This window comes from Glycomyces sp. MUSA5-2 (genome assembly GCF_037034145.1).
Lineage (GTDB): Bacteria > Actinomycetota > Actinomycetes > Mycobacteriales > Micromonosporaceae > Glycomyces > Glycomyces artemisiae.
Genome location: NZ_JBAGKG010000008.1, coordinates 48,011 through 71,971, shown reverse-complemented (window position 1 = coordinate 71,971; position 23,961 = coordinate 48,011). Strand labels below are relative to the sequence as shown.

Genomic DNA, 23,961 nt, shown 5'->3' with positions numbered 1-23,961 from the left:
CGGGGGGTATCGCGGGCGTATGGAAATCCGCATACGCCCTGACAACACGGACGGGTCGAGACTCCTCGCCATGACCGAAAGCGAACCCGCCCGCATCGCCGTCTTCGGGTGCGGCCCGGACGAGGCCGACGCGTTCCGCGCCCTGGCCGACCGGATCGACCCGGTGCTCACCGACGCGCCCGTCTCGGAGGCCAACGTCGAGCTGGCGTCCGGGGCCCGGTGCATCAGCATCGGGCACAAGACCCGTGTGTCGAGCGCGACGCTGCTCGCGCTCAAGCGCGTCGGCGTCGAGTACATCTCCACCAGGAGCGTGGGCTGCAACCACGTGAACGTGAAGTACGCCGAGAGCATCGGCATCACCGTCGAGAACGTCGCGTACTCGCCCGACAGCGTCGCCGACTACACGCTGATGCTCATGCTCATGGTGCTGCGCAACGCCAGGTCGGTGGTGCTGCGCGCCGACGTCCACGACTACCGGCTGTACGAGGAGCGCGGCCGGGAGCTGCGGGACCTCACCGTCGGGGTGGTCGGGACCGGGCGGATCGGCGCGGCGGTGCTCGACCGGCTGCGCGGGTTCGGGTGCCGGGTGATCGCGTTCGACAAGCGGCCCAAGGCCGACGCGGAGTACCTGCCGCTGGACCGGCTGCTGCGCGAGAGCGACGTGGTCACGCTGCACACGCCCCTGAACGCGGGCACGCACCACCTCCTCGACCGCGGCCGCATCCACCGGCTCAAGCCCGGCGCGGTCGTCGTCAACACCGGGCGGGGCCCGCTCATCGACACCGAGGCGCTGGTCCCGGCCCTGGAGGCGGGGAGGCTCGGCGGCGCGGCGCTCGACGTCATCGAGGGCGAGGAGGGCGTGTTCTACGCCGACCGGCGGGAGCGGCTCGTCGGGAACAACGCGCTGGAGCGGCTCCAGAAGCTGCCGAACGTGATCATCAGCCCGCACACCGCGTACTACACCGACCGGGCGCTGCGCGACACCGTGGAGCACTCGGTCGCGGGCTGCCTTCGCTACGAGGAGAAGAGGAATCAGCATGGCTAGGCTCAGGATCGGCATCCTGTTCGGCGGGGCTTCCGAGGAGCACCCCGTGTCGGTGAAGTCGGCGCGGGAGGTCGCGAAGCACCTCGACACCGCGAAGTACGAGCCGCTGTACGTCGGGATCACCGAGGGCGGCGAGTGGCGGCTCTGCGAAGGGCCCGAAGGGGACTGGGAGCGGGACTCGCGCCCGGCGGTGCTCTCGCCCGACCGCGGCGCGCACGGGCTGCTGGTGCTGGACCACGGGAAGTACGAGGAGGTCCGGCTCGACGCGGTCGTGCCGGTCCTGCACGGCCGGTACGGCGAGGACGGCTCGGTCCAGGGGCTCCTGGAGCTGTCGGGGATTCCCTACGCGGGCTGCGACATCGCGGGTTCGGCGCTGTGCATCGACAAGTCGCTGACGTACCTGGTGGCGCGCAGCGCCGGGATCGCGGTGCCGGAGTTCCGGATCGTCGCCGAGGGCGAGGAGCCCGACCCGGCGTCGCTGACGTACCCGGTGTTCGTGAAGCCCGCCAGGTCGGGGTCCTCGTTCGGGGTGAGCAAGGTGTCCGGGCCGGAGGAGCTGGCCGGCGCGATGGCGGAGGCGCGGCGGTACGACGCGAAGGTCCTCGTGGAAGAGGCCGTGGACGGCGCGGAGATCGGGTGTGCGATCCTGGGCAGCGGCCCGGACCTGGTCGCGGGCGAGGTGGACCGGATCGCCCTGACGCACGGGTTCTTCCGGATCCACCAGGAGGAACGGCCCGAGACCGGCTCGGACAACTCGGTGGCGATCGTCCCGGCCGACATCCCGGCCGCGTCGCGGACGCTCGTCCAGGAGACCGCGAAGGCCGCGTACCGGGCCCTTGGCTGCAAAGGACTGTCGCGAGTGGACATGTTCCTCACGGAGGACGGCGGGGTCGTCCTCAACGAGGTGAACACCCTGCCGGGCATGACCTCCTACAGCCGCTATCCGCGGATGATGGCGGCGTCGGGGCTGGACATGGGGGCGGTGCTCGACCGGATGATCGACTTGGCGCTGACGGGAACGGGGCGTTGAGGGACGGCTTCGCCTTCGTCGACGAGGCGCTCCCGGGCGTCCGCTGGGACGCCGTGTACGCCGGGCCGCGCAACTTCACCGGGCGGCCGGTCGAGGGGTACCTCGCGGACCGGATCGCCGGGACCGTGGAGCTGTGCGCCGCGCTGGAGCGGGTCCAGGAGAAGGCGGCTTCGCTCGGCTTCGGCCTGCACCTGTGGGACGCGTACCGGCCGCAGCGCGCCGTGGACGCGTTCCTGCGCTGGGCCGAGGAGCCCGAGGACGGCGCGGCGAAGGCGCGGCACTACCCGAACATCGGGCGGCACGAGATGGTGTCGCGCGGCTACGTGGCGCCCCGCTCGGGCCACAGCCGCGGGTCCACGGTGGACCTGACGTTCTTCCACCTGGACACCGGCGAACTGGTGCCGATGGGCGGCGGACACGACCTCATGGACCCGGTCTCGCACCACGGCGCCGAGGGCGTGGCGGAGGTCGAGGCGGCGAACCGCCGGGACCTCAGATCGGTCATGGAGTCGTGCGGGTTCCAGGCGTATCCGTGGGAGTGGTGGCACTACACGCTCCGGGACGAGCCGTACCCGGAGACGTACTTCGACTTCCCGATCGAGGAGGGGCCGTGCTGATCCGCAAGGCGCGCAAGGAGGACGCCGCGGCGCTCGCGGTCCTGCTCGGGCAGCTCGGCTACCCGCAGGACGAGGCGTCGGCGACGGCCCGGATCGCGCAGTGGGACGCCGACGATTCAGGGGCGGTCCTGGTGGCCGACGACGGGGACGTGCTCGGCGTGATCGCCGTGCACGTCGCGCCGTTCTTCGAGCGCGAGGGCTCCTGGGGCCGGATCGTGGCGCTCGTCGTCGCCGAACAGGCCCGCGGGCGCGGGGTCGGGGCGCGGCTCGTCGCAGCGGCCGAGGACTTCGCCGCCGCGCGCGGGTGCGTCCGGATGGAGGTCACCAGCAGCGACCGCCGGACCGGCGCGCACCGCTTCTACGAGGGCCGCGGGTACGAGAGCCAGGCCGGGCGGTCGTCGCGGTTCCTACGGCCGCTCGGCGGGTAGGCGGACCGTGGCCGCGAGCCCCCCGCCCGCACGGGGGGCGAGCGTCAGCGAGCCGTCGTGGGCGCGGGCGATGCTGTCGGCGATCGCCAGGCCCAGGCCGATGCCCACGTGGTCGGTGCGGGTGCGCCCGCTCCCCCGCTGGAACCGCTCGGTGAGCGTCGCGACCAGTTGCGGCGCGAGGACCCTGCCGGTGTTCTCGACGGTGAGGTACGCGTCCCCGGCGTCGACGCCCGTGGCGACGCGGACCTCCCCGCCCTCCGGCAGGTTGTGGACGATCGCGTTGTGCAGCAGGTTCACCGCGAGCTGGAGCAGCAGCGAGTAGGAGCCGCTCGCGGGCGCGGCGTCGCCGGCGACCTCGACGGACACACCGCGGCGCTCGGCGAGCTCCAGCAGCGACTCCGCGGCCTCCTCGGCGGCGAGCGAGAGGTCCACGTGCTCCTTCGCGAAGGCCCGCTGGTCGGAGCGGCTGAGCAGCAGCAGGGCCTCGGTGAGGTCGATCGCGCGGGCGTTCATCAGGTGCAGGCGCTCGATGAGCTCGGCGGGGTCGCGCGAGGGGTCGGAGCGGGCCACTTCGAGCATCGTCTGCGTGATGGCGAGCGGCGTGCGCAGCTCGTGGGAGGCGTTGGCGGCGAACCGCTGCTGCTCGGCGACGTGCGATTCGAGCTGCGCGAGCATCGAGTCGAAGGAGTCGGCGAGCTCGCGGAACTCGTCCTGGCGGCCGGGCAGGCGGATGCGGTGGCCCAGCGCGCCGCCCGCGGCCTCGCGGGTCGCCTCGGTGATGCGGGTGAGCGGCGCGAGCATCCGCCCGGCGAGGAACCAGCCGCCGCCGAGGCCGAGCAGCAGCAGGAACACCAGGGACGCGAGGGCCTTCGGCGCGAACGCCCGCCACAGGTCGATCCGCCCGGGGATGAACAGGCCCGGCCCGATGACCCCGTCGGGACCTCTGGTGCCGCGCACGGTGATCGCCTCCATCGGCACGTACCGCAGCAGGAACAGCCACACGATCGCCAGCAGCAGCGAGCCCGCGACCACGAGGAACAGGGCGTAGGAGATGGTGAGCCGCAGGCGGACCGACAGGCCGGGCTTCCTATCCACGGCCGGGCTCCTCGATCCGGTAGCCGACCCCGGCCACGGTGGCGATGACCCACGGCTCGCCGAGGCGCTTGCGCAGCGCCGAGACGGTGATGCGCACGGCGTTGGTGAACGGGTCGGCGTGCTCGTCCCACGCCTTCTCCAGCAGCTCCTCGGCGCTGACCACGCCGCCCTCGGCGGCCACGAGCACTTCGAGGACCGCGAACTGCTTGCGGGTGAGCGCCACGTACTTCCCGTCGCGGTAGACCTCGCGGCGGAACGGGTCGACGCGCAGGCCCGCCAGCTCGCGCACGGGCGGGCGGTGGTGGGCGCGCCGGCGGTCCAGGGCCCGCAGCCGCAGCACCAGCTCCCGGAACTCGAACGGCTTCGTCAGGTAGTCGTCGGTGCCGAGTTCGAACCCGGACGCCTTGTCGTCCAAGCGGTCCGCGGCGGTGAGCATGAGGATGCCCATGCCGGTGCCCGAGGCGACGATCTCGCGGGCGACCTCGTCCCCGGAGGGCCCGGGGATGTCGCGGTCGAGGACCGCGATGTCGTAGGAGTTGACGCTCAGCAGCTCCAGGGCCGTGTCGCCGTCCCCGGCGATGTCGGCCGCTATGGCCTCCAGGCGGAGGCCGTCGCGGATCGCCTCCGCGAGCAGGGGTTCGTCCTCGACGATCAGTACGCGCATAAGGAACACGATGCTACGGGCCCGCGCCTATCGCCCGCATATCGAAAAGCGCATACGGCCCCATAACCGCGCAGTCCGTTCACTGGTGGGCATGACCCACTCGACGATCTCGCCCGCGCGCCGGGCCCTGGGCGCCCCGCACGGCGCCGTCCCCGCCGGGACCACCGTCTTCGACGACGTCCCGGCCGTGGCGAACCTCGACCCGGACCTCCTCGCGGCCCTGCGCCGCGCCGCCGCGGCCGCCGCGGGCGACGGCGTGGTCTTCCAGGTCAACGGCGGCTGGCGCTCCCCCGCCTACCAGGAGGAGCTGCTCAGCGAGGCCGTGGCCGAGCACGGCTCGGCGGAGGCGGCGGCCCGCTGGGTGTCCACGCCCGAGACGTCAGCGCACGTCGCGGGCCGCGCGATCGACCTCGGCCGGGACGCCCGCGCCTGGCTCTCGCTCTACGGGGCCGCCTACGGGCTGTGCCAGATCTACCGCAACGAGCCGTGGCACTTCGAGCTGCGGCCCGACGCCGTCGTGCACGGCCCGCCGCCGATGTACCCGGACCCGTCGCACGACCCGCGCACGCGCCGCGGGTGAGGATCAGGCCCGGCGCGACAGGAGCGCGAACCCGGCCGCGGCGGCGACCGCGAGGGCCGCGCAGGTCCACAGCGCGCCGTCCGTGCCGGTCGCGTCGACCAGGGTGGCGACGATCGGGATGCCCGCGGCCGTGCCGATGTAGCGCATCGTGTTGTTGACGCCCGAGCCCATGCCGCCGCGGTCGGCGGGCACGGAGTCGATGCTCAGGCGCGTCAGCGCCGGGTTCGCGGCGCCGTAGCCCGCGCCCGCGACGAGGAGCGCGGGCGCGGCGTGCCACCAGGACCAGCCGTCGGACAGGCCGGTCAGCAGGGCCGAGCCCGCACCGGCGACGACCAGCGCGAGGACGAGGAGCATCGCGGGCGTCAGGTTGAACCGCTTGACCTGCAAGGAGACCACGAACGCGGCGGTGGACCAGAGCGCGACGACCACGGCCGTCTCGACGGAGCCGAGGACCGAGTCCGACTGGTACACCGTCGGCAGGTAGCTCATCATGCTGATGACCGCGATGCCAGTGGCGAGCGCGCCGAGCGAGGCGATGAGGAACGCCGGGCGGGCGAACAGGCCCGGGTCGAGCATGGGCTCGCGGGCGCGGAGCTGCACGACGATGAACGCGGCGGAGCAGACCGCGGCAGCGGCGAGGAGCGCGACGACGACCGGGTCGGACCAGTCCTGGCGGCCGAGGGTGAGGCCGGACATGAGCGCGGCGACGCCGAGGCCGAGCGTGACGGTGCCCGCGATGTCGGCGCGCCGCGGGTGCTCGGCGCGGGACTCGGGGAGGACGAGGCGCCCGGCGACCGCGAGGGCCGCCGCGGCGGCGGCGTACAGCCAGTAGGGGCCGTTCCAGCCGAGCGCGGCGTCGAGGCCCGCGGCGAGGACCGCTCCGGCGCCGACGCCGAGGCCCATCATGGCGCCGTAGACGGCGGTGGCACGGCGGCGCTCGTCGGGGCCGGTGAAGACGGCGCCCATGATGCCGAGGCTGGCGGTGAGGAGGGCGGCGCTGGCGGCGCCCTGGATGACGCGCGCGGTGGCGAAGACCGCGGTGTTCGGGGCGAGGGCCGCGAGGAGGACCGCGGCGGCGAAGAGCCAGGCGCCCGCGGTGAGGACGCGGCGGCGGCCGTGGTTGTCGGCGAGGTTCCCGGAGGTGAGGAGGGGGACGGCGAGGCCGAGGGAGATGGCGTTGATGATCCAGGTCTGGCCGGTCTCGCCCGCGTGGAGGTGGGCGGCGGTCTGCGGGGCGAGGATCAGGGGCGTCGAGTAGTTGAGGATGACCAGCAGCGGCGCCGCGCAGAGGAGGGCGAGGACCGTGCCGGTCCTGGTGGTCGGGCGGGTCGGGGCGAGGGTCGCCGTCATGGGTGCTCCTTGGTTCGGTCAATGAACTCACCGGAGCCTAGCACTGTTGGTTCAGTGAACGAACCGGGGTACGATGCGGTCATGGCACTCGGCAAGGACTACCTGGGGCAGGACTGCTCGCTGTCCCGCTCGCTCGAACTGCTCGGCGAGCGCTGGACCCTGCTCGTGGTCCAGAACGCGATCTACGGCGTGCGCCGCTTCAGCGACTTCCAAGTGCGCCTGGACATCCCGAAGGCCGTCCTGTCGGACCGGCTCGCGCGCCTGACCGAGGGCGGGGTCCTGGAGAAGCGCCCCTACCAGGCGTCCCCGCCGCGGTACGAGTACGTGCCGACCGACGCGGGCGTGGAGCTGTGGCCGGTGGTGTACCAGCTGGGGGTGTGGGGCTACAGGCACATCGGCGGCGAGCCGCCGCGCCTGTTCCGGCACGCCGAGTGCGGGACCGGGCTGCTGCCCTCGACCGAGTGCCCGCAGTGCGGACCGGTCCACCCGAGGGACGTGGAGATGTACCCGGGCCCGGGGCCGAAGCGCACCGACCGCGTGAGCCAGGCGATGAACCGGCCCAGGCGCCTCCTCGAACCGCTCGTGCTCGAACCTCAGGCGTAGCGGGCGGCCAGCGCGGCGGCCCGGTCGCGGAGGGCTTCGCGGAGCGAAGCGGGGGCGAGGGCCTCGGCGTCGGGTCCGAGGCCCCACAGGGCCCATTCGGCATGGCGCGCATCCTGGAAGGCCACTTCGAGGCGGAGCCGTCCGTCGGGGTCGGGGATCTCGGTGAGGACGGCGACCGCGCCGTCGAGGAGTTCTTCCCGGCGGGCGGGGTCGACGCGGACGAGGACGTGCAGCCGGTCGTCGGCGAGGAAGCGGGCGGCCCGCTCGCGCCAGATGCGGTCGAGGTCGACGCGGTCGGGCCGTTCGGCGGGCTCGTCGAGCGCCTCGGCGGCCTTGATGCGGGAGAGGCGGTAAGTACGGTCGGCGCCGGAGCGGGTGGCGAGCAGGTAGGCCTTGCCGCGCACGGTGACCAGGCCGATGGGGTCGACGGTGCGCCGCTTCGGGTCCTGTCCGGCGGCGGCGTAGTCGATGCGGAGCCGCTTCCCGGCGAGCACGGCGCGGCGGACGGTGTCGAGGACGGCGGGATGCACGTCGTCGGTGGCGGCGCGGCGCGAGAGCAGGTCGGTGCCGGGTTCGAGGAGGAACCGCTGCGCGGCGTCGTTCGCGTCGGCGCGGTGGGGTTCGGGGAGGGCGTCGACCACTTTGCGCAGCCCGGAGGCGAGGGCCGGGCCGAGGCCGAACGGGCCCGCGGTGAGCAGCGCGAGGGCCTCGTCGCGGGTGAGGCCGGTGAGCTCGGTGCGGAAGCCCGGGAGGAGCGCGAAGCCGCCGTGGCGGCCGCGTTCGGCGTAGACGGGGACGCCCGCGGCGGAGAGGGCCTCGATGTCGCGCAGGACGGTGCGGGTGGAGACCTCCAATTCGGCGGCGATGGCGTCGGCGGTGAGGCGGCCGCGCTGGCGCAGGAGGAGGACCAGGGAGACGAGTCGGTCGGCGCGCATCGCGACATCCTACTGGAATACCTGACACAGGGTGTCGTGTATTCCTGGGAGGCTCCTTGTCGCGGCGCCGAACGGCGGCGCCGATCCGATGAATGGAGTGTGTGGCAATGGAACGGACCGCGGTGAACCCGGTGGAGTGGTCGCTGGAGCTGGGCTTCAACCAAGGCGAGCTGGTGTCGGGGCAGACCCGGACGCTGTACTGCGCGGGGCAGACCTCGACGGGGAAGGACGGGCGGCCGGAGCACGAGGGCGACATGGCCGCGCAGCTGGCGCTGAGCCTGGACAACCTGGAGGCGGTGCTCGCCGGGGCGGGGATGTCACTGCCGGACCTGGTGCGGCTCAACGTGTACACGACCGATGTGGACGAGCTGCTGCGGCACTACGGGGTGCTGGCGGGGCGGCTCGCCGCCGCCGGGGCCGCGCCCGCGTCGACGCTCCTCGGGGTGGTGCGCCTGGCGGCGCCGGGCCTGATGGTGGAGCTGGAGGGGACGGCGACCGCCTAGGGGGTGCGGGGCGGTACAGCTGTCTGTACCCGCGTTTCACCAGGTGAGGGCATTGGGCGCGAGGGCGTTCCGCCGTACCGTCGTAGCCATGGACACGACATCTGGAGGAGCCATGAACGACTTCCGCACCGCCCCGCCCCGGGCCGCCGTCAGCCACGACAAGATCGTCAACCGGGCGCTGTGGGCCGGGTTCATCGGAGGGGCCGTGCTGAACGCGTTCATCCAGATGATCGGCCTGGCGCTGCTCGCCATCCCGTTCGGGGTGCTCGCGCTCGCCAGCGGCGTCGGATTGATCGTGCGCGCCGTCGTGCGGCCCAAGCAGCGGTAGACCGCCCGTTGGCTCGCGCGTTCGGGCCGGTTCCGACCGGCCCGAACGCGCAGCACAGGCCCCAAACGTACGGTCCCGTCACATCAAGGCACCGCCCGCCGGGAACGAGGTTAGCCTCTCCTAATATCGGCTGGTGCCCGTCGCCCTCTCCGTTCCCCGGCCCGCCGCCACCGCCCGCGGCCGGGCCGCCGTGTGCGCTGCGGCGTCGGTCCTGCTGGGGCTCATCGTGATCGCCTCGCTCGCATTCGGCGCGCGCGACCTCTCCCCCGCCGAGGTGTGGGACGGCCTCACCCGCGCCGACCCGATCGCAGCGTCGGTCGTGTGGGACCAGCGCGTGCCGCGGACCCTCGTGGGCCTGCTCGCCGGGGCCGGACTCGCGGTCGCCGGGGTCCTCATGCAGACCCTCACCCGCAACCCGCTCGCCGACCCGCGGATCTTCGGCGTCGCCGCCGGGGCGAGCCTCGGCGTGGTGCTCGGCATGAGCGTCCTCGGACTCACCGGCATGGGCCAGTACGTGTGGCTCGGCATCGCCGGGGCCCTCGTCGCCGGGGTCGTCGGGTACGCCGTCGCGACCCTCGCGACCCGCGCCGCCGGCGGCGGGACCGCCACGTACGCGCTCACCGGGGCCGCGATCGACGCGAGCCTCTCCGCGGTCGTGTACGCCGTCCTCGCCACGAACGTGCAGTCCTTCGACCGGTACCGGTTCTGGGCCGTCGGGTCGCTCGCCGGACGCGGCGCCGACATCGCGATCGGCATGGCGCCGTTCCTCATCGCCGGGCTCCTCCTCGCGTTCCTCGCCGCCCGCGGCCTCGACGGCCTGCAACTGGGCGCCGAGACCGCCGCCGGGCTCGGCCACCGCGTGGGCCTCGTGCGCGGGACCGCCGCGGTCACCGTCGCGCTCCTCACCGGCGCGGCCGTCGCCGCCGCGGGCCCGGTCGGGTTCATCGGGCTCGCGATCCCGCACCTCGCCCGCTGGGCCGTGGGCGCGGGCCACCGGCCGCAGCTCGCGCTGAGCCTCCTCCTCGGGCCCGCGATGCTCCTCGCCGCCGACGTCATCGGCCGCGTCATCGTCCCCGGGGAGGTCCCCGCCGGGATCATCTGCGCCGTGATCGGCGCGCCGCTGCTCATCGCGCTCGTGCGGCGCGCGAGGACGGTGCACGCGTGAGCGAGGTGCAGCTCCCCGGGCGGTCCGTCGTCCGCGTCGGCAACCGTTCCATGACGTGGCACCGGCGCAGCGCGCTCATGAGCGCGGTCCTGTTGGCCGTGCTCGCCGGGGCCGTGGTCGTCTCGCTGTGCCTGGGCCACACGTACATCACGTTCGCCGACGTGTGGGCGACCCTCACCGGAACCACCGGCTACGACCGCACGGTGGAGGTCCTGCGCCTGCCGCGCACCGTCCTCGCCATCGCAGCCGGGGCCGCGCTCGCGCTCGGCGGCGCGCTCATCCAGTCCGTGGCCCGCAACCCCCTCGCGAGCCCCGACATCGTCGGCGTCACCGCCGGGGCCGGGCTCGCCGCGACCGCCGCGCTCACGTTCGGGCTCGGGTACGCGCTCCTCGCGCCGGCCGCGCTCGCGGGCGGGCTCGCCGCCGCCGTCCTCGTGCTGCTCGTGGCCGCCCGCGGCTCCCTCGCGGCCCCGCGGTTCGTCCTCGCGGGCGTCGCCGTCGCCGTGCTCCTCAAGTCCGGCATCCAGATCCTGCTCATCTCCGCCGACGCCATCGACGCCCAGCGCGCCCAGATCTGGCTCATCGGCACCCTCGGCGGCCGCGGCTGGACCGAGGCCGCGTTCCTCGGCGTCTTCCTCGCCGCCGCGCTGCCCGCGCTCGTGTGGGCGCAGCGGGCCCTCGACACCACCGACCTCGACGACCCCACGGCCACCGGCATCGGCGTGCGCGTCACCGGGCAGCGCATCGGCCTCGCCGTCCTCGGCGTCGCGCTCGCCTCAGCGGCCGTGTCGCAGGTCGGCGCCGTCGAGTTCGTGGCCCTCGCCGCCCCGCAGATCGCGCGGCGCCTCGCCCGCACCCCCCGCCCGCCGCTGCTGGGCTCGGCCCTCACCGGCGCGATTCTGCTCGTCCTCGCGGACTGGCTGGGCCGCACCGCGTTCGGCGACTACCAGATGCCCGCCGGGGTGCTCACCGCCGCGCTCGGCGGCCTCTACCTGCTGTACCTCCTCCTGACGAAGGGAACCCGAAATGAGAAGACGACTGGCCGCCTCCGCCTTGGCAGCCGCCTGCGCGCTCGCGCTGGCCGCGTGCGGCACCTCCGACCCGGCCGCTGAGCGGAACGACGCCGAGGGCGAGACCCGCACCATCGAGCACGCCATGGGGACCACCGAGGTCCCCGCGGACCCGCAGCGGGTCGTCGTCCTCGACACGGACAAGATCGACACGGCGCTGTCGCTGGGGATCACGCCGGTCGGCGCGGCCCGCGCGAGCGAGTCCGAGCTGCCGACCTACCTCGGGGACCTCTCGGGCGTCACGGTCGTCGGCACCAGCGCCGAACCGGACCTGGAGGCCATCGAGCAGCTCAAGCCCGACCTGATCCTCGGCTCGAAGTTCCGGCAGGAGGCGTTCTACGACGAGCTCGACGCCATCGCGCCCACCGTGTTCACCGAGCTGGTCGGCCTGACGTGGAAGGAGAACTTCCTCCTCGACGGCGAGGCGCTCGGCAAGCAGGACGAGGCCGGGCAGCTCCTCGCGGACTACGAGGCCCGCGCGGGCGAGTTCGGCGGGTCGCTTGAGGAGGCGATCGCGACCGAGGTGAGCATCGTGCGGTTCATGCCCGACCAGATCCGCGTGTACGGCCCCGACTCGTTCTCCGGCATCGTCCTCGGCGACGTCGGCCTGGCCCGCCCTGAACTCCAGCAGCTGAACGGGGCCGAGGACCGGCGCTTCGCCGAAGTGTCGGCCGAGGAGGTCGACACGCTCGGCGGGGACGTGGTCTTCTACTGCGCGTACGGAGACGACGGCGACGCGCAGCTCGCCGAGTACACCGGCGGCGCGCTGTGGCAGTCGATCCCCGCCGTGCAGGAAGGGAACGCGCACCAGGTCGACGACGAGGTCTGGATGACCGGCATCGGCGTCACCGCCGCGGGGATGATCCTCGACGATCTGGAGACGTACCTCGGCGCGTGACTCCCGGGATCGTGCCGCCCGGGGCACGCGGCGGCGGATCGCTGGCGAACGGGGCTTAAGGTTCACATCGCAAGCAACCGACGCTTACGAGATTGGCAGTATCATGAGCGACTTCTCCATCGACTCCGCAGGCGACGACTCGTACTCGACCGACGAGTACGAGACCGAGTCGACGGACACCTACTCCGCCGACGACTCGACGTCGTACTCCGAGGACACCTACTCGGACGACGTGTACACCGCGACCGCCGACACCGACATGGACGGCGACGGCGTGCTCGAATCGGTCTCGTACGACAACGACGGCGACGGCTTCAACGAGACCGTCGAGTCCGACACGGACGACAACGGCTGGGTCGACACGGTCTACACCGACGCCGACGCCGACGGCTACTCCGAGACGCTCCTCGTCGACACCGACAACGACACGTTCCTCGACACGTACGCCACCGACACCGACCTCGACGGCTACGTCGACACGCTGGAGTCCGACACCGACGGCGACATGGTCATCGACACCGTCGCCACGGACACCGACGGCGACGGCACCTTCGAGACCGTCGAGTCGGTATAAACCAACCACTCCGGACACGATCGGCGCGGCACCCCTTCCTGCTCGCAGTCCCGCTTCGCGGGACTGCGAGCAGGCGTGATCGAGCCCATATCACCCAATCGAGCGCCGATATGGCCGCGCTGTTGTACACAATGTCTATCGTTGTACACGTGGGCAAACAAGTCGTGCAGGTGAAGCTGGCGCCGACGCTAGAACAGTCGCAGGCATTGGCCGCAACGCTGCTCGCGGTCAACGGGGCCGCAAACTGGACTTCGCGGACTGCTTTCGCCCACGGGGTACCGCGCGAATACGAGCTGCGCAAACGCACCTATGCCGAGCTCAGGACGGAGCACGGACTCGGATCACAGGTCGCGCAGCTGGTCATCAAGAAGACCTGCCACGCCTACGCCACCATCGCCGGTCTCATCAAGGCCGGACGGCTGCAAGGCAAACCGGCCGAGAAGGCGAGGTCGAAACCGGTTGAGTTTCGTCCTGATGCGGCGCAAGCATTCGATGACCGCTGCCTGTCCTGGCAGTACGACACCCGGACAATATCGATCTGGACCCTTGAGGGTCGGATGCGCGGCATCCCCTTCACAGGCCATCCGGATCATCTCAAGGTCCTTGCTGCGCACCGCAAAGGCGAATCTGACCTCGTATTCCGCAATGGGAACTGGTACCTCATCGCCACGGTTGAGGTCCCCGATGCCGAGCAGCACACCAGGCCCGTCGATTTCCTCGGTGTGGATATGGGCATCGCCAACATCGCCACCACCTCCGACGGCGACAACTACGCCGGAGCCGGGCTCCGGCGCTACCGCAGGCGCATGGCGAAAGTCCGCGCTGAACTCCAGGCCAAAGGCACGAAATCGGCGAAAAGGAAGCTCAAGGCCCGCTCGCGCCGTGAGGCGCGAGCGGTCAAGGACAACAACCACCGGATCGCGAAGCAGCTCGTAGGATCGGCTGAACGCACCGGTCGCGGCATCGGCATAGAAGACCTCGCCGGAATCCGCGACCGGGTACGGCTCCCAGCCGCCCAGCGAGGCGAGCTCAACTCGTGGTCCTTCCACCAACTCCAGACCTTCATCGCCTACAAGGCGAAACGAGCCGGAGTGCCCGTCGCGGTCGTCGACGCACGCAACACCTCCCGTCGATGCCCGCGATGCGGGCACACCGCCAAGGCCAACCGGCCGAACAGGAACCACTTCAACTGCGTCGGCTGCGGACTCGCTGGGCCAGCCGACCTGGTAGCCGCGGTCAACATTCGCCACCGCGCACGCACCACCTGGGCTGTCGTCAACCAGCCTATTGTCGCCGACACGCCGCAGCCAGCGGCGGACACGAGCGACAAGCCCCGGACCTCAGTCCGGGACAGTTGACTGCCGCGCCGTCGTCGTCTCCGGGATCAGACCGAAGCCTCGGCGAGGACGTCGGCGATCATGCGGTGGCCCTGGGCCTCGAAGTCGGCCTCGCCGACGAGGTGCGCCCAGCAGGCGGTGCCGATCGCGGAGCGCACGCGCTGACGGAACCACGCGCCGGGCTCGCGCGGGTCCGCGCCGTAGCCGGAGACGAACGCCTCCTCGGCGCCGGGATGGAGCAGGAACTCCTTGACGGCCAGGCGCTCGAAGTCCTCGGCCGCGGGGCGGAGGTCGGTGCGGCCGAAGTCGATCACGCGGAGCACGCCGCCGTCGAGGAGCCAGTTGCGGGTCTGCCAGTCGCCGTGGGACGGCGCGCAGACGGCGCCGGCGGCGGGCCAGGAGCGGACCAGCGCCGCCAGGTGCGCGGCGGTCCCGGGCGCGATCCGGTGGGGGCGTTCGAGCCAGGCGAGGGCCTTCGCGTTCATGCGGGCCTCGTAGCCGGGGTCGTCGACGGCGGCCTGGTCGTGGAACTCGCGGAGCAGCGCCCCGGCCTGCTCGTAGACGGCGGGGTCCGCGGCCGCGGGCGTGTCCTTGACGAGCGTCCCGGGGAGGTACTCGGTCACCAGGATCTTCGCGTCGGTGTCGGCGTGGAGCATCCGGGCGGCCCGGCCGCGCCGGACCCACGGCCCGGTCCACTCGCGGTGCGCGCGGATCTCCCGCGCGATCGACAGGTCGGAGGCGCCGCCCGCCTTCACGACGAAATTCCGGCCGCCGGACCGGACGCGCAGGACGGCGGTCTCGACGAGGCCCCATCCCATGTCGGCCTCGACGGCGGCGCCGGGGAGCCAGGTCCCGACCAGGTCGCGCTGGCGCTCGGAGAGCGCGTTCAGGGCTTCGGTCACCGGGCCCAGCCTAGTGCCGGGTCACTCGGGCGGAGTGGCGGGGAAGCGGCTCGGCTTGTCGTCGGGCTTGTCGCTGAAGCGGTCCAGGTGCGGGGCGAGCTCGTCGGTGAGGAGCAGGTCGGCGCGGGTCTGGCCGTCGCGGTAGGCGGCGCGGCCGACCATGTGGGCGGCGACGGGCGCGGTGGCGAGCTGGAAGACCGCGATGAGGACCATCGTGGTGATGTCGACGACGGTGGCGATGCGGATCGCGCAGCCCGTGAGCATGAGCAGCAGCCCGAGGACCTGCGGTTTCGCGGCGGCGTGCATGCGGCTCAACAGGTCGGGGAAGCGCAGCAGGGCCACGCCCGCGGCGAGGCTGAGGAGGGCCCCGGTGACCATGAGGACCGCGGCGACCGCGTCGAGAACGCCTTGGAGGGTCATGAGTCCTGCTCCCGGCTGACGAAGCGGGCCACGGCGACCGAGCCGGTGATGCCCAGGAGGGACACCACCACGAGGACCGGCAGGGCCGTGGGGTCGCGGCTGAACGCGGCCTCGGCGAGGATCGCGGTGGCGGTGATCGCCAGGAGCACGTCCGTGGCGACGATCCGGTCCAGTGTGGTGGGTCCGCGGACGATGCGGACCAGGGTCATCGCGCATGCGGCGGTGAGCAGCACGGCGATGGCGACGGCGGCGTAGGTCATGCCGGGCGCTCCTCGCGGTCGGTGGGCACGGGCGCCTCGACCAGGCGCAGCTCCGCGTCGGATCCGATGGCGCGCACCAGCCGCGCCTCCAGGTGCAGGACCTCGGCGCGCAGGCGCTCCAGGTGCGCGGCGTCGCGGACCCCGAGCATGTGGATGTACAGGGTCCCCGTCTGGTGGTCGGCCTCGGCGATGAGGCTGCCGGGCACCAGCGAGACGGCTTCGGCGACGAGCGTCATGTTCAGGTCGGACTTGACGCGCAGCTCGACGGCGACGATCGCGCTCTGCGGCTCGCCGCGCCGGAACGCCAGGAACGCGACCTGGAAGCTCGCCACGGTGAGGTCGAAGAAGAAGCGCGCGAAGAACTTCACCACCGCGACGGGCCGCAGCCGCCCGCCGAACTTCACCGGCGGCAGCGGGAACACGACGAGGAGCGCCACGGCGATCACCGCGCCGGTGATCGTGTTCAGCCACGTGAACGCGCCCCACAGGAGGTTCCACACCAGGACCAGGCCGATGACGGCGATGGCCCTGCTGCGCAGACGCTCGCGCTTGGTCAGCGCACTCGGTCGCTGGGGGCTCATGGGGCACCGTCCGGGAAGACCGCCTCGATGTACGGCGTGCGGGTGATGAGGTCGGCCGCGGCCTCGGAGGTCACCGCGAACAGCGGCCCGGCCACGACGGTGAGCGCGACGCTGAACGCCACCAGCGCGATCGTCGGCGCGACCATGAGCTTCGGCAGCATCGCCCCACCGTCGAAGTCGGCGTCGTCGCGCGGCATGTCCGGGTGCGGCGTGCGCCAGAACGCGAGGTTCCACACCCGCCCGATCGCGTACAGCGTCAGGAGGCTGGTGAGGACCCCGCCCGCGACGACCGCCCACACGAGCGGACCGGAGGCGTCGACGCCCGCTTGGAGCAGCCCGAGCTTCCCGAGGTAGCCCGAGAACGGCGGAATCCCGGCGAGGTTGAGCGCGGGGATGAAGAACAGGACGGCCAGGACCGGCGCGATCTTCCCGAGCCCGCCGAGCCGTTCGAGCGCCGTGGAGCCGCCGCGGCGCTCGACGAGCCCCGCGGCGAGGAACAGGGTCGTCTGGATCGTGATGTGGTGCGCGATGTAGAAGATCGCGGCGCTCAGGCCCGCTTCGGTCGCGAGGGCCACGCCGAACAGCATGTACCCGATGTGGCTGATGAGCGTGAACGACAGGAGCCGCTTGATGTCCGACTGCGCGACGGCGCCGAGGATGCCGATCACCATGGTGAGCAGGGAGATCACGAGGAGGACGTCGCCGATGCGCCCGTCGGGGAACAGGAGCGTCTCGGTGCGGATGATCGCGTACACGCCGACTTTGGTGAGGAGCCCGGCGAAGACGGCGGTGACAGGCGCGGGCGCGGTGGGGTACGAGTCGGGCAGCCACGCGCCGAGCGGGAACACCGCGGCCTTGATGCCGAACGCCAGCAACAGCATCCCTTGGAGGAGCAGCCGCAGGTTGTCGGGCAGTTCGTCGAAGCGCCCGGCGAGCTGGGCCATGTTGAGCGTCCCGGTGGCGCCGTAGACGAGGCCGAGGGCGCTCAGGAAGATCACCGAGGACAGGAGGCTGACGACGACGTACGTGGTGCCCGCGCGGATGCGGTTCTCGGTGCTGCCCAAGGTGAGGAGCACGTAGGAGGCGACGAGGAGGATCTCGAAGCCGACGTACAGGTTGAACAGGTCGCCCGAGAGGAACGCGTTCGTGACGCCGGCGGTCAGCGCCAGATACGTGGGGTGGTAGACCGACATCGGCGTCTCCTCGTCGCCGTCGGCCGAGCCCTGCCCGATCGAGTAGACGAGGACGCACAGCGTGACCGCGGTGGAGACCACGAGCATGAGCGCGGCGAGCTTGTCGGCGATGAGGACGATTCCCAGCGGCGGCGGCCAGCCGCCGACCGCGACCACCTGCGGGCCCTCGGTCACGGTGAGCGCCAGCAGCATCGAGGAGACCGCGAGGGTCGCGACGAGCGCGGTGAGGCTCACGGTGCGCTGGATCGCGGGGCGCCGGGCCATCATGAGCGTCAGCGCGGCCCCGAGCAGCGGGATGACGACCGGGAGCGGGACGAGGAAGGTCATCGGCCCTCCTTCCCCGGGGCGCAGTGGTACACCGGGTGCGGGAGGCCGTCGTCGCCGCTCTCCTTGGCGTCGGGGCCCTCGTCGCGTTCGGCGAGGTCGATGATGCGGCGGTCCTCGGCGTCGTCCTGGACCTCGTCGTGGCCGAGGAGCTGCTGGCTGCGGTAGGCGAGCGCGAGCAGGAACGCGGTGATGCCGAGCGTGATCACGATGGCGGTGAGGATCATCGCCTGCGGCAGCGGGTCGCTCATGCCGTCCTCGGGGGTCTCGCCGACGATCGGCGGGGTGCCGAACTCCGAGCCGGTGAGGATGAGGACGTTGACGCCGTTGCCGACGAGCACGACCCCGATGAGCACGCGGGTGAGCGTGCGCTCCAGCAGGAGCGTGACGCCCGCGCCGATGAGGACGCCGACGACGACCACGTAGACCAGGTTCGGGATCATGCGGGCTCCTTCTCGGGCGCGAGGGCCGGGGAGGGGTCTGCGGACTCGCCGTGGCGGTCGATCTCCGCGCCGAGGCTGCGGAGGATGTCGAGCACCAGGCCGACGACGACGAGGTAGACGCCGATGTCGAAGAACGTGGAGGTCACGAAGTGGATGTGGCCGAGCACCGGCACCTCGAAGTCGAGGATCGCGCTCTGGAGGACCGTGCCGCCGAAGGCGAACGAGGCGGCGCCGGTGCCGACCGCGACGAGCAGGCCGGTGCCGAGGAGGCGCCCGGCGTCGACGGGCGCGGCGGCGTTCAGCTCGGCGCGTCCGCCCGCGAGGTACCGGAACATGAGCGCGAGCCCGGCGACGAGGCCGCCCGCGAAGCCGCCGCCGGGGTGGTTGTGGCCGGTGAAGAGCAGGTAGATCGAGAACAGGACGATCGTGTGGAACAGCAGCCGGGTGACGACCTGGAGGATGATCGCCTGGTGGCTGCCGCTGGTCTCGGGCCGGGCGAGCCACTTGACCTGCTCGCCGGTCTTCGGCGGCGCGGGCCGGGAGCCGCCGCGGCGGATGAGGAGCCGCTCGCGGCCGAAGATGAGGCTCGCGACGCCGGTGGCGGCCACGAGCAGGACCGCGATCTCGCCCATGGTGTCCCAGGCGCGGATGTCGACGAGGATGACGTTCACGATGTTGTGCCCGCCGCCGTAAGTGACGGCGGGGTCGGGGAACTGCTCCGAGATGGGGGCGGCGGTGCGGCCGGAGACGGCGACGAACGCCATCGCGGCGGCCACCGCGCCGACGGCGACGCCGATGCCGACCCTGAAGCGCCGCACCAGTTTCAGGGGCCGCTCGGAGAAGCGGGCGGGCAGGCGGCGCAGGACCAGCACGAACATGACGATCGTGACGGTCTCGACGAGGAACTGGGTCAGGGCCAGGTCGGGGGCGCCGTGGAAGACGAACAGCATGGCGACGCCGTAGCCGGAGACGCCGGTGAGGATCATCGCGGTGAAGCGGCGCCGGGCCAGCGCGGCGGCGATGGCGGCGGTGACGATGACGGCGCCCGCGACCAGTTGCAGCGGCGTGTCGTACAGGCGGATCTCGTGCGGCCAGGGGCCGTCGAAGACGAGCAGGCCGCCCGCGAAGGCCACGAGGGACACGAGGATCACGCCGAGGTAGAACGGCAGCGAGCCGCGCTGGGTGCGGCCGGTGAGTTCGACTGCGGCGCGGTCGACGCCGCCGAGGGCCTGCTTGTAGACGGTGCCGGAGGCGAGCGGGAGCTTCACGGAGCGCCAGGCGCTGGTGCGGTGCGTGGCGAAGTAGACGCCGGTGCCGGCGAGGATCGCCAGGAGCGACAGGCCGAGCGCCGGGGTGAAGCCGTGCCAGAGGGCCAGGTGGTAGACGTGCCCGGTGTGCGGGTAGCGATCGGCGTACGGGGAGAGGAGCCCGTCGGCGGCGGGGGCGAGGAAGCCCGCGGCGAGGCCCGCGGCCGCGAGGAGCATCGGCGCGGCGAGGAAGCCGGGTCCGGCGGGGGCGGCGTCGGTCTCGGCGGTGTCGGGTTTGCGGGCGAAGGCGCCCCACAGGAACCGCAGGCCGTAGGCGACGGTGAGGGCGGCGCCCGCGACGAGGACGGCGAGCATGGCGCGGCCCTGCGGGCCGCCGCTCCAGAACGCGGCGAGCATGGCCTCTTTGGCGACGAAGCCGAGGGTGGGCGGGAGGCCGATCATGGAGGCGACGGCGACGACGGCGGTGGCGGCGAGGAGGGGCCTGCGGTCGCCGAGCCCTGAGAGCGAGTAGATCTCGCGGGTGCCGGCGGTCTTGTCGATGATGCCGACGACGAGGAACAGCGCGGCTTTGAACATGGCGTGCCCGGCGAGGAGCGCGGCCCCGGCGAGCGCGGTGTCGTACGTGCCGGTGCCGAGGACGATCGCGATCATGCCGAGCTGGCTGACGGTGCCGTACGCGAGCATGAGCTTGAGGTCGGTCTGGCGCAGGGCGGTCCATCCTCCGAAGAGGAACGTGAGGGCGCCGCAGGCCCAGATCGCCTGCCGCCAGGGCAGGTCGGCGGCGAACGCGGGGGTGAGCATGCCGATGAGGAAGACGCCGGCCTTGACCATGGCGGCGGCGTGGAGGTAGGCGCTGACGGGGGTGGGGGCGGCCATGGCGCTGGGGAGCCAGAAGCTGAAGGGGAAGACCGCGGATTTGGAGAGGGCGCCGAGGAGGATGAGGACGAGCGCGGCGACGAGGTAGGCGCCGCCCGGAAGGTCGGCGACCACTTCGGACAGGCGGTAGGTCCCGGCGTGCTGGCCGAGCATGATGAAGCCGACGAGCATGGCGAGCCCGCCGAGGGTGGTGACGAGGAGGGCCTGCATGGCGGCCCAGCGGCTGGCGCTGCGGGCGGGGTCGTGGCCGATGAGGAGGTAGGAGAAGACCGAGGTCAGCTCCCAGAAGACGTAGAGCAGGAGCAGGTCGTCGGCGACGACGAGGCCGAACATGGCTCCGGCGAAGGCGACGAAGACGGCGGCGAAGCGGCCGAGTCCTTCCTCAGTGGAGCCGAAGTAGTGGGCGCTGTAGGCGAGGACGAGGGTGCCGACGCCGCTGACCAGGAGGACCATGATCCACGGGAAGGCGGTCATGCGGAACGCGAGTTCCTGGTCGAGTTCGGGCACCCAGGGGTGGGTCTCGGTGAGGGCGCCGCCGAGGCGCATGACGCCCGAGTGCGTGAGGGCCCAGACGAAGGTCGCCGCGGGCGCGGCGGCGACGGCGTAGAGGGCGCGGGGGCCCAGCATTCGGACGAGGGCGGGCGCGGCGATCGCCGCGATGGCGTGGCAGGCGAGTAGGACTAGCAAACGACCCCCGGGAAGATTCAGTTGGCCCGACCCTATCCGCTCGGGAGCGGCGGACGCCAAATTCGGCGCGCAAGAAATCGGATTGTCTACAGGGTCCGGCGCGGGGAGCTGTGCGTCCGTCCGAAAGGCGCGCAATAACATGCGCGCTCATCGCGTTCCGTGCGCGCCTTCGCGCACGTGCGTGACGCCCGTCTCCCCGCGCCCTGTGTCACTCCGCGGCGCGGATCACGACGACCGGGCAGTCGGCGTTGGTGACGCAGTGGAGGCTCACGGACCCCAGGAGCGTCCCCTTGATGCCGCCCTGTCCGCGGCTGCCGACCACGAGGAGGTCGGCGGTCTTCGACTGCTCGATGAGGACCTTCGCCGGGTGCCCGAGGGCCGCGGTGCGTTCCACGACGAGGTCCTCGCGTCCGTCGAGCGCCGCGTCCACCGACTCGTTCAGGGCGCGCTCGGCGGTCTCGGTGAAGCTCTCCCCCGGGACGGCCTCGACGGCGGTGCCGTAGACGACCGGGGGCTGCCAGCCGTACACGGCCGCGACGGCGGCCCCGGTCTTCTCGGCGTACCGCAGCGCCCAGGCCAGCGCCTCCATCGACACCGGCGATCCGTCGACGCCGACCACCACTCGCTCGGTCTGTTCCATCCGGCCTCCTTCGGTCGCTTCGGGCCTTCCGGGTTCAGGCCCTCGGGCCCACAGGGTATGCGAGAGGTCAGTGTTGCGTGGAGGGACGCCAGCCGAGGCGCGGGGCGAGTTCCGTGGCGGTGTCGGTGAGGAGCCGCACGTGCTCGTCGAAGTCGGGGACGCCGGGGACGAAGCTGACGAGCAGGTCGGTGGCGTGCTCCAGGGCCGGGTCGGCGGCGAGGTCGGCCGCGAGGCCCTCGGCCGGGCCGAGGAGGGTGCGGTCGCCTTCGAGGTAGTCGGCGACCGAGAGGCCGCCGACGTCGCGTTTGGCGGCGAACCACTCCTGCCAGCGCCGCACCCCGGGCGTCACGAGGCGCACGGCCTCGTCGCGGTCGGGGTGCGGGTAGACGGCGCGGGAGACCTGGACGCGCGGCGGCGCGGCCGAGGACCAGGCGGCGCGGTAGGCGCTGATCGTGTCGGCTTGGTGCGCTTGGGCTTCGAGGAGGGTGCCGCCGCGCCAGGCGGTGGCGCGGGAGAGCTGGAGGCCGTCCCCCGCTTTCGCGGCGGCGGCCGCACTGGCGAAGGCGACGGCGGGGTCGCTGGAGGTGGCCTGCCACAGGCGGGACCGCACGCCGGTGCCGGGCGGGTGGAGGACTTCGCCGAGGCCGTTGAGGGCCTTGCCGTCGAGCACGTCGTGGAGGTGCTTCACGGCGGTGTCGAAGAGGCGGTGGCGTTCGGCGAGGTCGCGGCCGAAGGCCTCCCAGGCGCCGGGGAAGGGCCCGGAGCCGACGCCGAGTTCGAGCCGCCCGCCGCTGAGTGCGTCCGCTGTGGCCGCGTCCTCGGCGACCCGGAGGGGGTCTTCGAGCGGGAGCACGAGCACGCCGGTGCCGAGGCGGATGCGGCTCGTGTGCTGGGCGATCGCGGCGAGCACGACCAGGGGCGCGGAGACGTGCTCGTTCCCCTGCCGGAAGTGCCGCTGGATCACCCAGCCCGAGTCGTAGCCGAGGGTTTCGGCCGCCTGGAACAGCCCGATCGCGTCCCGGTAGGCGGTCGCGGGGTCCTGGTCGGCGTCGAGGTGGAGGAGGAAGCCGAGGCGCTCGATCCTGCTCGCGGACATGCTCAGCCCCGGGCCCGGCGCAGCGCGGACGGCTGGAGCGACGGGGTGTCGCGGCCGGTGTCGCGTTCGAGGAAGTGCGTGCCGGGGGCGACGATCGCGTCGATCCGGTCCAGGACCTCGTCGCTCAAGGTCACATCGGCGGCCTTGAGGTAGGCGTCCAGGTGCTCCTGGGTGCGCGGGCCGATGATGACGCTGGAGATCGCGGGATGGTTGAGCGCGAAGGCGATCGCGAGGTCCACGAGGGTGAGGCCGTGGCCCTCGGCGAGGGACGCGAGCGCATCGGCGGCAGCGAGCTTCCGCTCGTTCTGCGGGGCGTCGACGTCGAAGCGGCCGGGGATGAGCCCGGCCCGCGCGGACTCGGGCTGCGGGCCGCCGACCCGGTACTTCCCGGAGAGCCAGCCCGCGGCGAGGGGCCCGTAGGAGATGACACCGACGCCGTACTTCTGGACGACGGGGAAGACCTCGCGCTCGACCGTGCGGATGAGCAGGGAGTACGGAAGCTGCTCGCTGTGCGGGGCGATGAGGCCGTGCTTCTCGGCGAGCCAGTGGGCCTCCACGAGCTGGTGCGCGGGGAACACGGAGGTCCCGTAGTAGCGGATCTTCCCGGCCCTGATGAGGTCGTTCAGGGTCTGGAGGGTCTCCAGGAGGTCGGTGTGCGGGTCGGGCCGGTGGGCCTGGTACAGGTCGATGCGGTCGGTGCCGAGGCGGCGGAGGCTGTCCTCGACGGCCTGGGTGATCCAGCGGCGCGAGTTCCCCTTGTGGAGCGGGTTGTCGCCGATCTGGCCGTGGAACTTCGTGGCGAGGAACAGGTCGTCGCGGCGGTCCTTGATCGCCTTGCCGACGACCTCTTCGGAGCGGCCCTGGGTGTAGACGTCGGCGGTGTCGACCGCGTTGATCCCGGCGTCGAGCGCGGCGTGGACGATGCGGATGCTCTCCGCTTCCTCCTGGGCGCCACCGAAGTTCATGGCGCCCAAGGTGAGCGGAGTGAGCGGGACGCCGGTGCGGCCGAGGGTGCGGGTGGCTTCGAGGGTCATGTGCAGAGGTCCTTT

General features: G+C 72.4%; 27 protein-coding genes. 13 read left to right on the top strand and 14 right to left on the bottom strand.

Annotation, left to right across the window (positions count from 1 at the left end):
* The first annotated feature begins 70 nt into the window (after nt 1-70).
* Genes WA640_RS22640 through WA640_RS22625 form a run of 4 tightly spaced genes read left to right on the top strand, consistent with a single transcriptional unit; the run spans nt 71 to nt 3,120 of the window.
* The gene (locus WA640_RS22640) at nt 71-1,045 is read left to right on the top strand and encodes an NAD(P)-dependent oxidoreductase (protein WP_335990754.1); all 975 of its coding nucleotides are present in this window, start codon (nt 71-73) and stop codon (nt 1,043-1,045) included.
* On the top strand, nt 1,038-2,075 hold the full coding sequence (gene vanA / locus WA640_RS22635; protein WP_335990752.1) for a D-alanine--(R)-lactate ligase: 1,038 nt from the start codon (nt 1,038-1,040) through the stop codon (nt 2,073-2,075). Before WA640_RS22640 ends, vanA begins: the two co-directional genes overlap by 8 nt.
* Nucleotides 2,072-2,692, top strand: a complete 621-nt coding sequence (vanX, locus tag WA640_RS22630; protein WP_335990750.1) for a D-Ala-D-Ala dipeptidase VanX — start codon at nt 2,072-2,074, stop codon at nt 2,690-2,692. Before vanA ends, vanX begins: the two co-directional genes overlap by 4 nt.
* Complete coding sequence (locus WA640_RS22625) at nt 2,686-3,120, top strand: GNAT family N-acetyltransferase (RefSeq protein ID WP_335990748.1); 435 nt, start codon at nt 2,686-2,688, stop codon at nt 3,118-3,120. The genes vanX and WA640_RS22625 overlap by 7 nt, the downstream gene beginning before the upstream one ends.
* On the opposite strand, the gene WA640_RS22620 is transcribed toward WA640_RS22625, so the two are convergent.
* Nucleotides 3,100-4,215, bottom strand: a complete 1,116-nt coding sequence (locus WA640_RS22620; protein WP_335990746.1) for a sensor histidine kinase — start codon at nt 4,213-4,215, stop codon at nt 3,100-3,102. The two genes, WA640_RS22625 and WA640_RS22620, sit on opposite strands and share 21 nt — an antisense overlap.
* Complete coding sequence (locus WA640_RS22615) at nt 4,208-4,879, bottom strand: response regulator transcription factor (RefSeq protein ID WP_106366239.1); 672 nt, start codon at nt 4,877-4,879, stop codon at nt 4,208-4,210. Before WA640_RS22615 ends, WA640_RS22620 begins: the two co-directional genes overlap by 8 nt.
* A 91-nt stretch (nt 4,880-4,970) precedes the next feature.
* On the opposite strand from WA640_RS22615, the gene WA640_RS22610 reads away from it, so the two are divergent.
* The gene (locus WA640_RS22610) at nt 4,971-5,459 is read left to right on the top strand and encodes a D-alanyl-D-alanine carboxypeptidase family protein (RefSeq protein ID WP_245889081.1); all 489 of its coding nucleotides are present in this window, start codon (nt 4,971-4,973) and stop codon (nt 5,457-5,459) included.
* Between the two features lie 3 nt (nt 5,460-5,462).
* On the opposite strand, the gene WA640_RS22605 is transcribed toward WA640_RS22610, so the two are convergent.
* Nucleotides 5,463-6,809, bottom strand: coding sequence for an MFS transporter (locus WA640_RS22605; RefSeq protein WP_335990741.1), 1,347 nt, complete (start codon nt 6,807-6,809; stop codon nt 5,463-5,465).
* A gap of 81 nt (nt 6,810-6,890) precedes the next feature.
* Here WA640_RS22605 and WA640_RS22600 point away from each other — a divergent pair, with 81 nt between their 5' ends.
* Nucleotides 6,891-7,412, top strand: a complete 522-nt coding sequence (locus tag WA640_RS22600; RefSeq protein WP_335990739.1) for a winged helix-turn-helix transcriptional regulator — start codon at nt 6,891-6,893, stop codon at nt 7,410-7,412.
* Here WA640_RS22600 and WA640_RS22595 read toward each other — a convergent pair.
* Nucleotides 7,403-8,347 (bottom strand): helix-turn-helix transcriptional regulator, encoded by a 945-nt coding sequence (locus WA640_RS22595; protein WP_335990737.1) that lies wholly within the window; start codon nt 8,345-8,347, stop codon nt 7,403-7,405. The genes WA640_RS22600 and WA640_RS22595 overlap by 10 nt on opposite strands.
* 107 nt (nt 8,348-8,454) lie before the next feature.
* On the opposite strand from WA640_RS22595, the gene WA640_RS22590 reads away from it, so the two are divergent.
* The 7 genes from WA640_RS22590 (at nt 8,455) to WA640_RS22560 (ending at nt 14,243) form a co-directional block, all read left to right on the top strand.
* A complete protein-coding gene (locus WA640_RS22590; RefSeq protein ID WP_335990735.1) occupies nt 8,455-8,850 on the top strand; it encodes a RidA family protein in 396 nt (131 codons plus the stop codon).
* Between the two features lie 88 nt (nt 8,851-8,938).
* Nucleotides 8,939-9,178: a hypothetical protein gene (locus WA640_RS22585; RefSeq protein WP_146148210.1), complete on the top strand. Its 240-nt coding sequence runs from the start codon at nt 8,939-8,941 to the stop codon at nt 9,176-9,178.
* Between the two features lie 133 nt (nt 9,179-9,311).
* Nucleotides 9,312-10,343, top strand: a complete 1,032-nt coding sequence (locus WA640_RS22580) for a FecCD family ABC transporter permease (protein WP_335990731.1) — start codon at nt 9,312-9,314, stop codon at nt 10,341-10,343.
* Complete coding sequence (locus tag WA640_RS22575; RefSeq protein ID WP_335990728.1) at nt 10,340-11,455, top strand: FecCD family ABC transporter permease; 1,116 nt, start codon at nt 10,340-10,342, stop codon at nt 11,453-11,455. The genes WA640_RS22580 and WA640_RS22575 overlap by 4 nt, the downstream gene beginning before the upstream one ends.
* Nucleotides 11,370-12,311 (top strand): ABC transporter substrate-binding protein, encoded by a 942-nt coding sequence (locus tag WA640_RS22570; RefSeq protein WP_335990727.1) that lies wholly within the window; start codon nt 11,370-11,372, stop codon nt 12,309-12,311. The genes WA640_RS22575 and WA640_RS22570 overlap by 86 nt, the downstream gene beginning before the upstream one ends.
* A 103-nt stretch (nt 12,312-12,414) precedes the next feature.
* Complete coding sequence (locus WA640_RS22565) at nt 12,415-12,885, top strand: hypothetical protein (RefSeq protein WP_106366252.1); 471 nt, start codon at nt 12,415-12,417, stop codon at nt 12,883-12,885.
* 149 nt (nt 12,886-13,034) lie between these two features.
* Nucleotides 13,035-14,243 carry an RNA-guided endonuclease InsQ/TnpB family protein gene (locus WA640_RS22560; RefSeq protein ID WP_335990726.1) on the top strand — a complete coding sequence of 403 codons (1,209 nt, stop codon included), beginning with the start codon at nt 13,035-13,037 and terminating at the stop codon, nt 14,241-14,243.
* Between the two features lie 26 nt (nt 14,244-14,269).
* On the opposite strand, the gene WA640_RS22555 is transcribed toward WA640_RS22560, so the two are convergent.
* The 10 genes from WA640_RS22555 to WA640_RS22510 all read right to left on the bottom strand — a co-directional run bounded on the left by WA640_RS22555 (nt 14,270) and on the right by WA640_RS22510 (nt 23,946).
* The gene (locus WA640_RS22555; protein ID WP_335990723.1) at nt 14,270-15,124 is read right to left on the bottom strand and encodes a hypothetical protein; all 855 of its coding nucleotides are present in this window, start codon (nt 15,122-15,124) and stop codon (nt 14,270-14,272) included.
* A 21-nt stretch (nt 15,125-15,145) separates the two neighbouring features.
* A complete protein-coding gene (gene mnhG / locus WA640_RS22550; RefSeq protein WP_335990721.1) occupies nt 15,146-15,544 on the bottom strand; it encodes a monovalent cation/H(+) antiporter subunit G in 399 nt (132 codons plus the stop codon).
* Nucleotides 15,541-15,804 carry a monovalent cation/H+ antiporter complex subunit F gene (locus WA640_RS22545; protein ID WP_106366255.1) on the bottom strand — a complete coding sequence of 88 codons (264 nt, stop codon included), beginning with the start codon at nt 15,802-15,804 and terminating at the stop codon, nt 15,541-15,543. The genes mnhG and WA640_RS22545 overlap by 4 nt, the downstream gene beginning before the upstream one ends.
* Entirely contained in the window at nt 15,801-16,385 is a 585-nt protein-coding gene (locus WA640_RS22540; RefSeq protein WP_335990718.1) for a Na+/H+ antiporter subunit E, read from the bottom strand. Before WA640_RS22540 ends, WA640_RS22545 begins: the two co-directional genes overlap by 4 nt.
* Entirely contained in the window at nt 16,382-17,905 is a 1,524-nt protein-coding gene (locus WA640_RS22535; protein ID WP_106366257.1) for a Na+/H+ antiporter subunit D, read from the bottom strand. The genes WA640_RS22540 and WA640_RS22535 overlap by 4 nt, the downstream gene beginning before the upstream one ends.
* Nucleotides 17,902-18,345: a Na(+)/H(+) antiporter subunit C gene (locus tag WA640_RS22530; protein WP_335990715.1), complete on the bottom strand. Its 444-nt coding sequence runs from the start codon at nt 18,343-18,345 to the stop codon at nt 17,902-17,904. Before WA640_RS22530 ends, WA640_RS22535 begins: the two co-directional genes overlap by 4 nt.
* Nucleotides 18,342-21,176 (bottom strand): Na+/H+ antiporter subunit A, encoded by a 2,835-nt coding sequence (locus tag WA640_RS22525; RefSeq protein ID WP_335990713.1) that lies wholly within the window; start codon nt 21,174-21,176, stop codon nt 18,342-18,344. Before WA640_RS22525 ends, WA640_RS22530 begins: the two co-directional genes overlap by 4 nt.
* 208 nt (nt 21,177-21,384) lie before the next feature.
* Nucleotides 21,385-21,816 carry a universal stress protein gene (locus WA640_RS22520; RefSeq protein ID WP_335990712.1) on the bottom strand — a complete coding sequence of 144 codons (432 nt, stop codon included), beginning with the start codon at nt 21,814-21,816 and terminating at the stop codon, nt 21,385-21,387.
* A gap of 67 nt (nt 21,817-21,883) precedes the next feature.
* The gene (locus tag WA640_RS22515) at nt 21,884-22,912 is read right to left on the bottom strand and encodes an LLM class flavin-dependent oxidoreductase (protein WP_335990710.1); all 1,029 of its coding nucleotides are present in this window, start codon (nt 22,910-22,912) and stop codon (nt 21,884-21,886) included.
* Between the two features lie 2 nt (nt 22,913-22,914).
* Nucleotides 22,915-23,946: an aldo/keto reductase gene (locus WA640_RS22510; protein ID WP_335990709.1), complete on the bottom strand. Its 1,032-nt coding sequence runs from the start codon at nt 23,944-23,946 to the stop codon at nt 22,915-22,917.
* Nucleotides 23,947-23,961 lie beyond the last annotated feature (15 nt).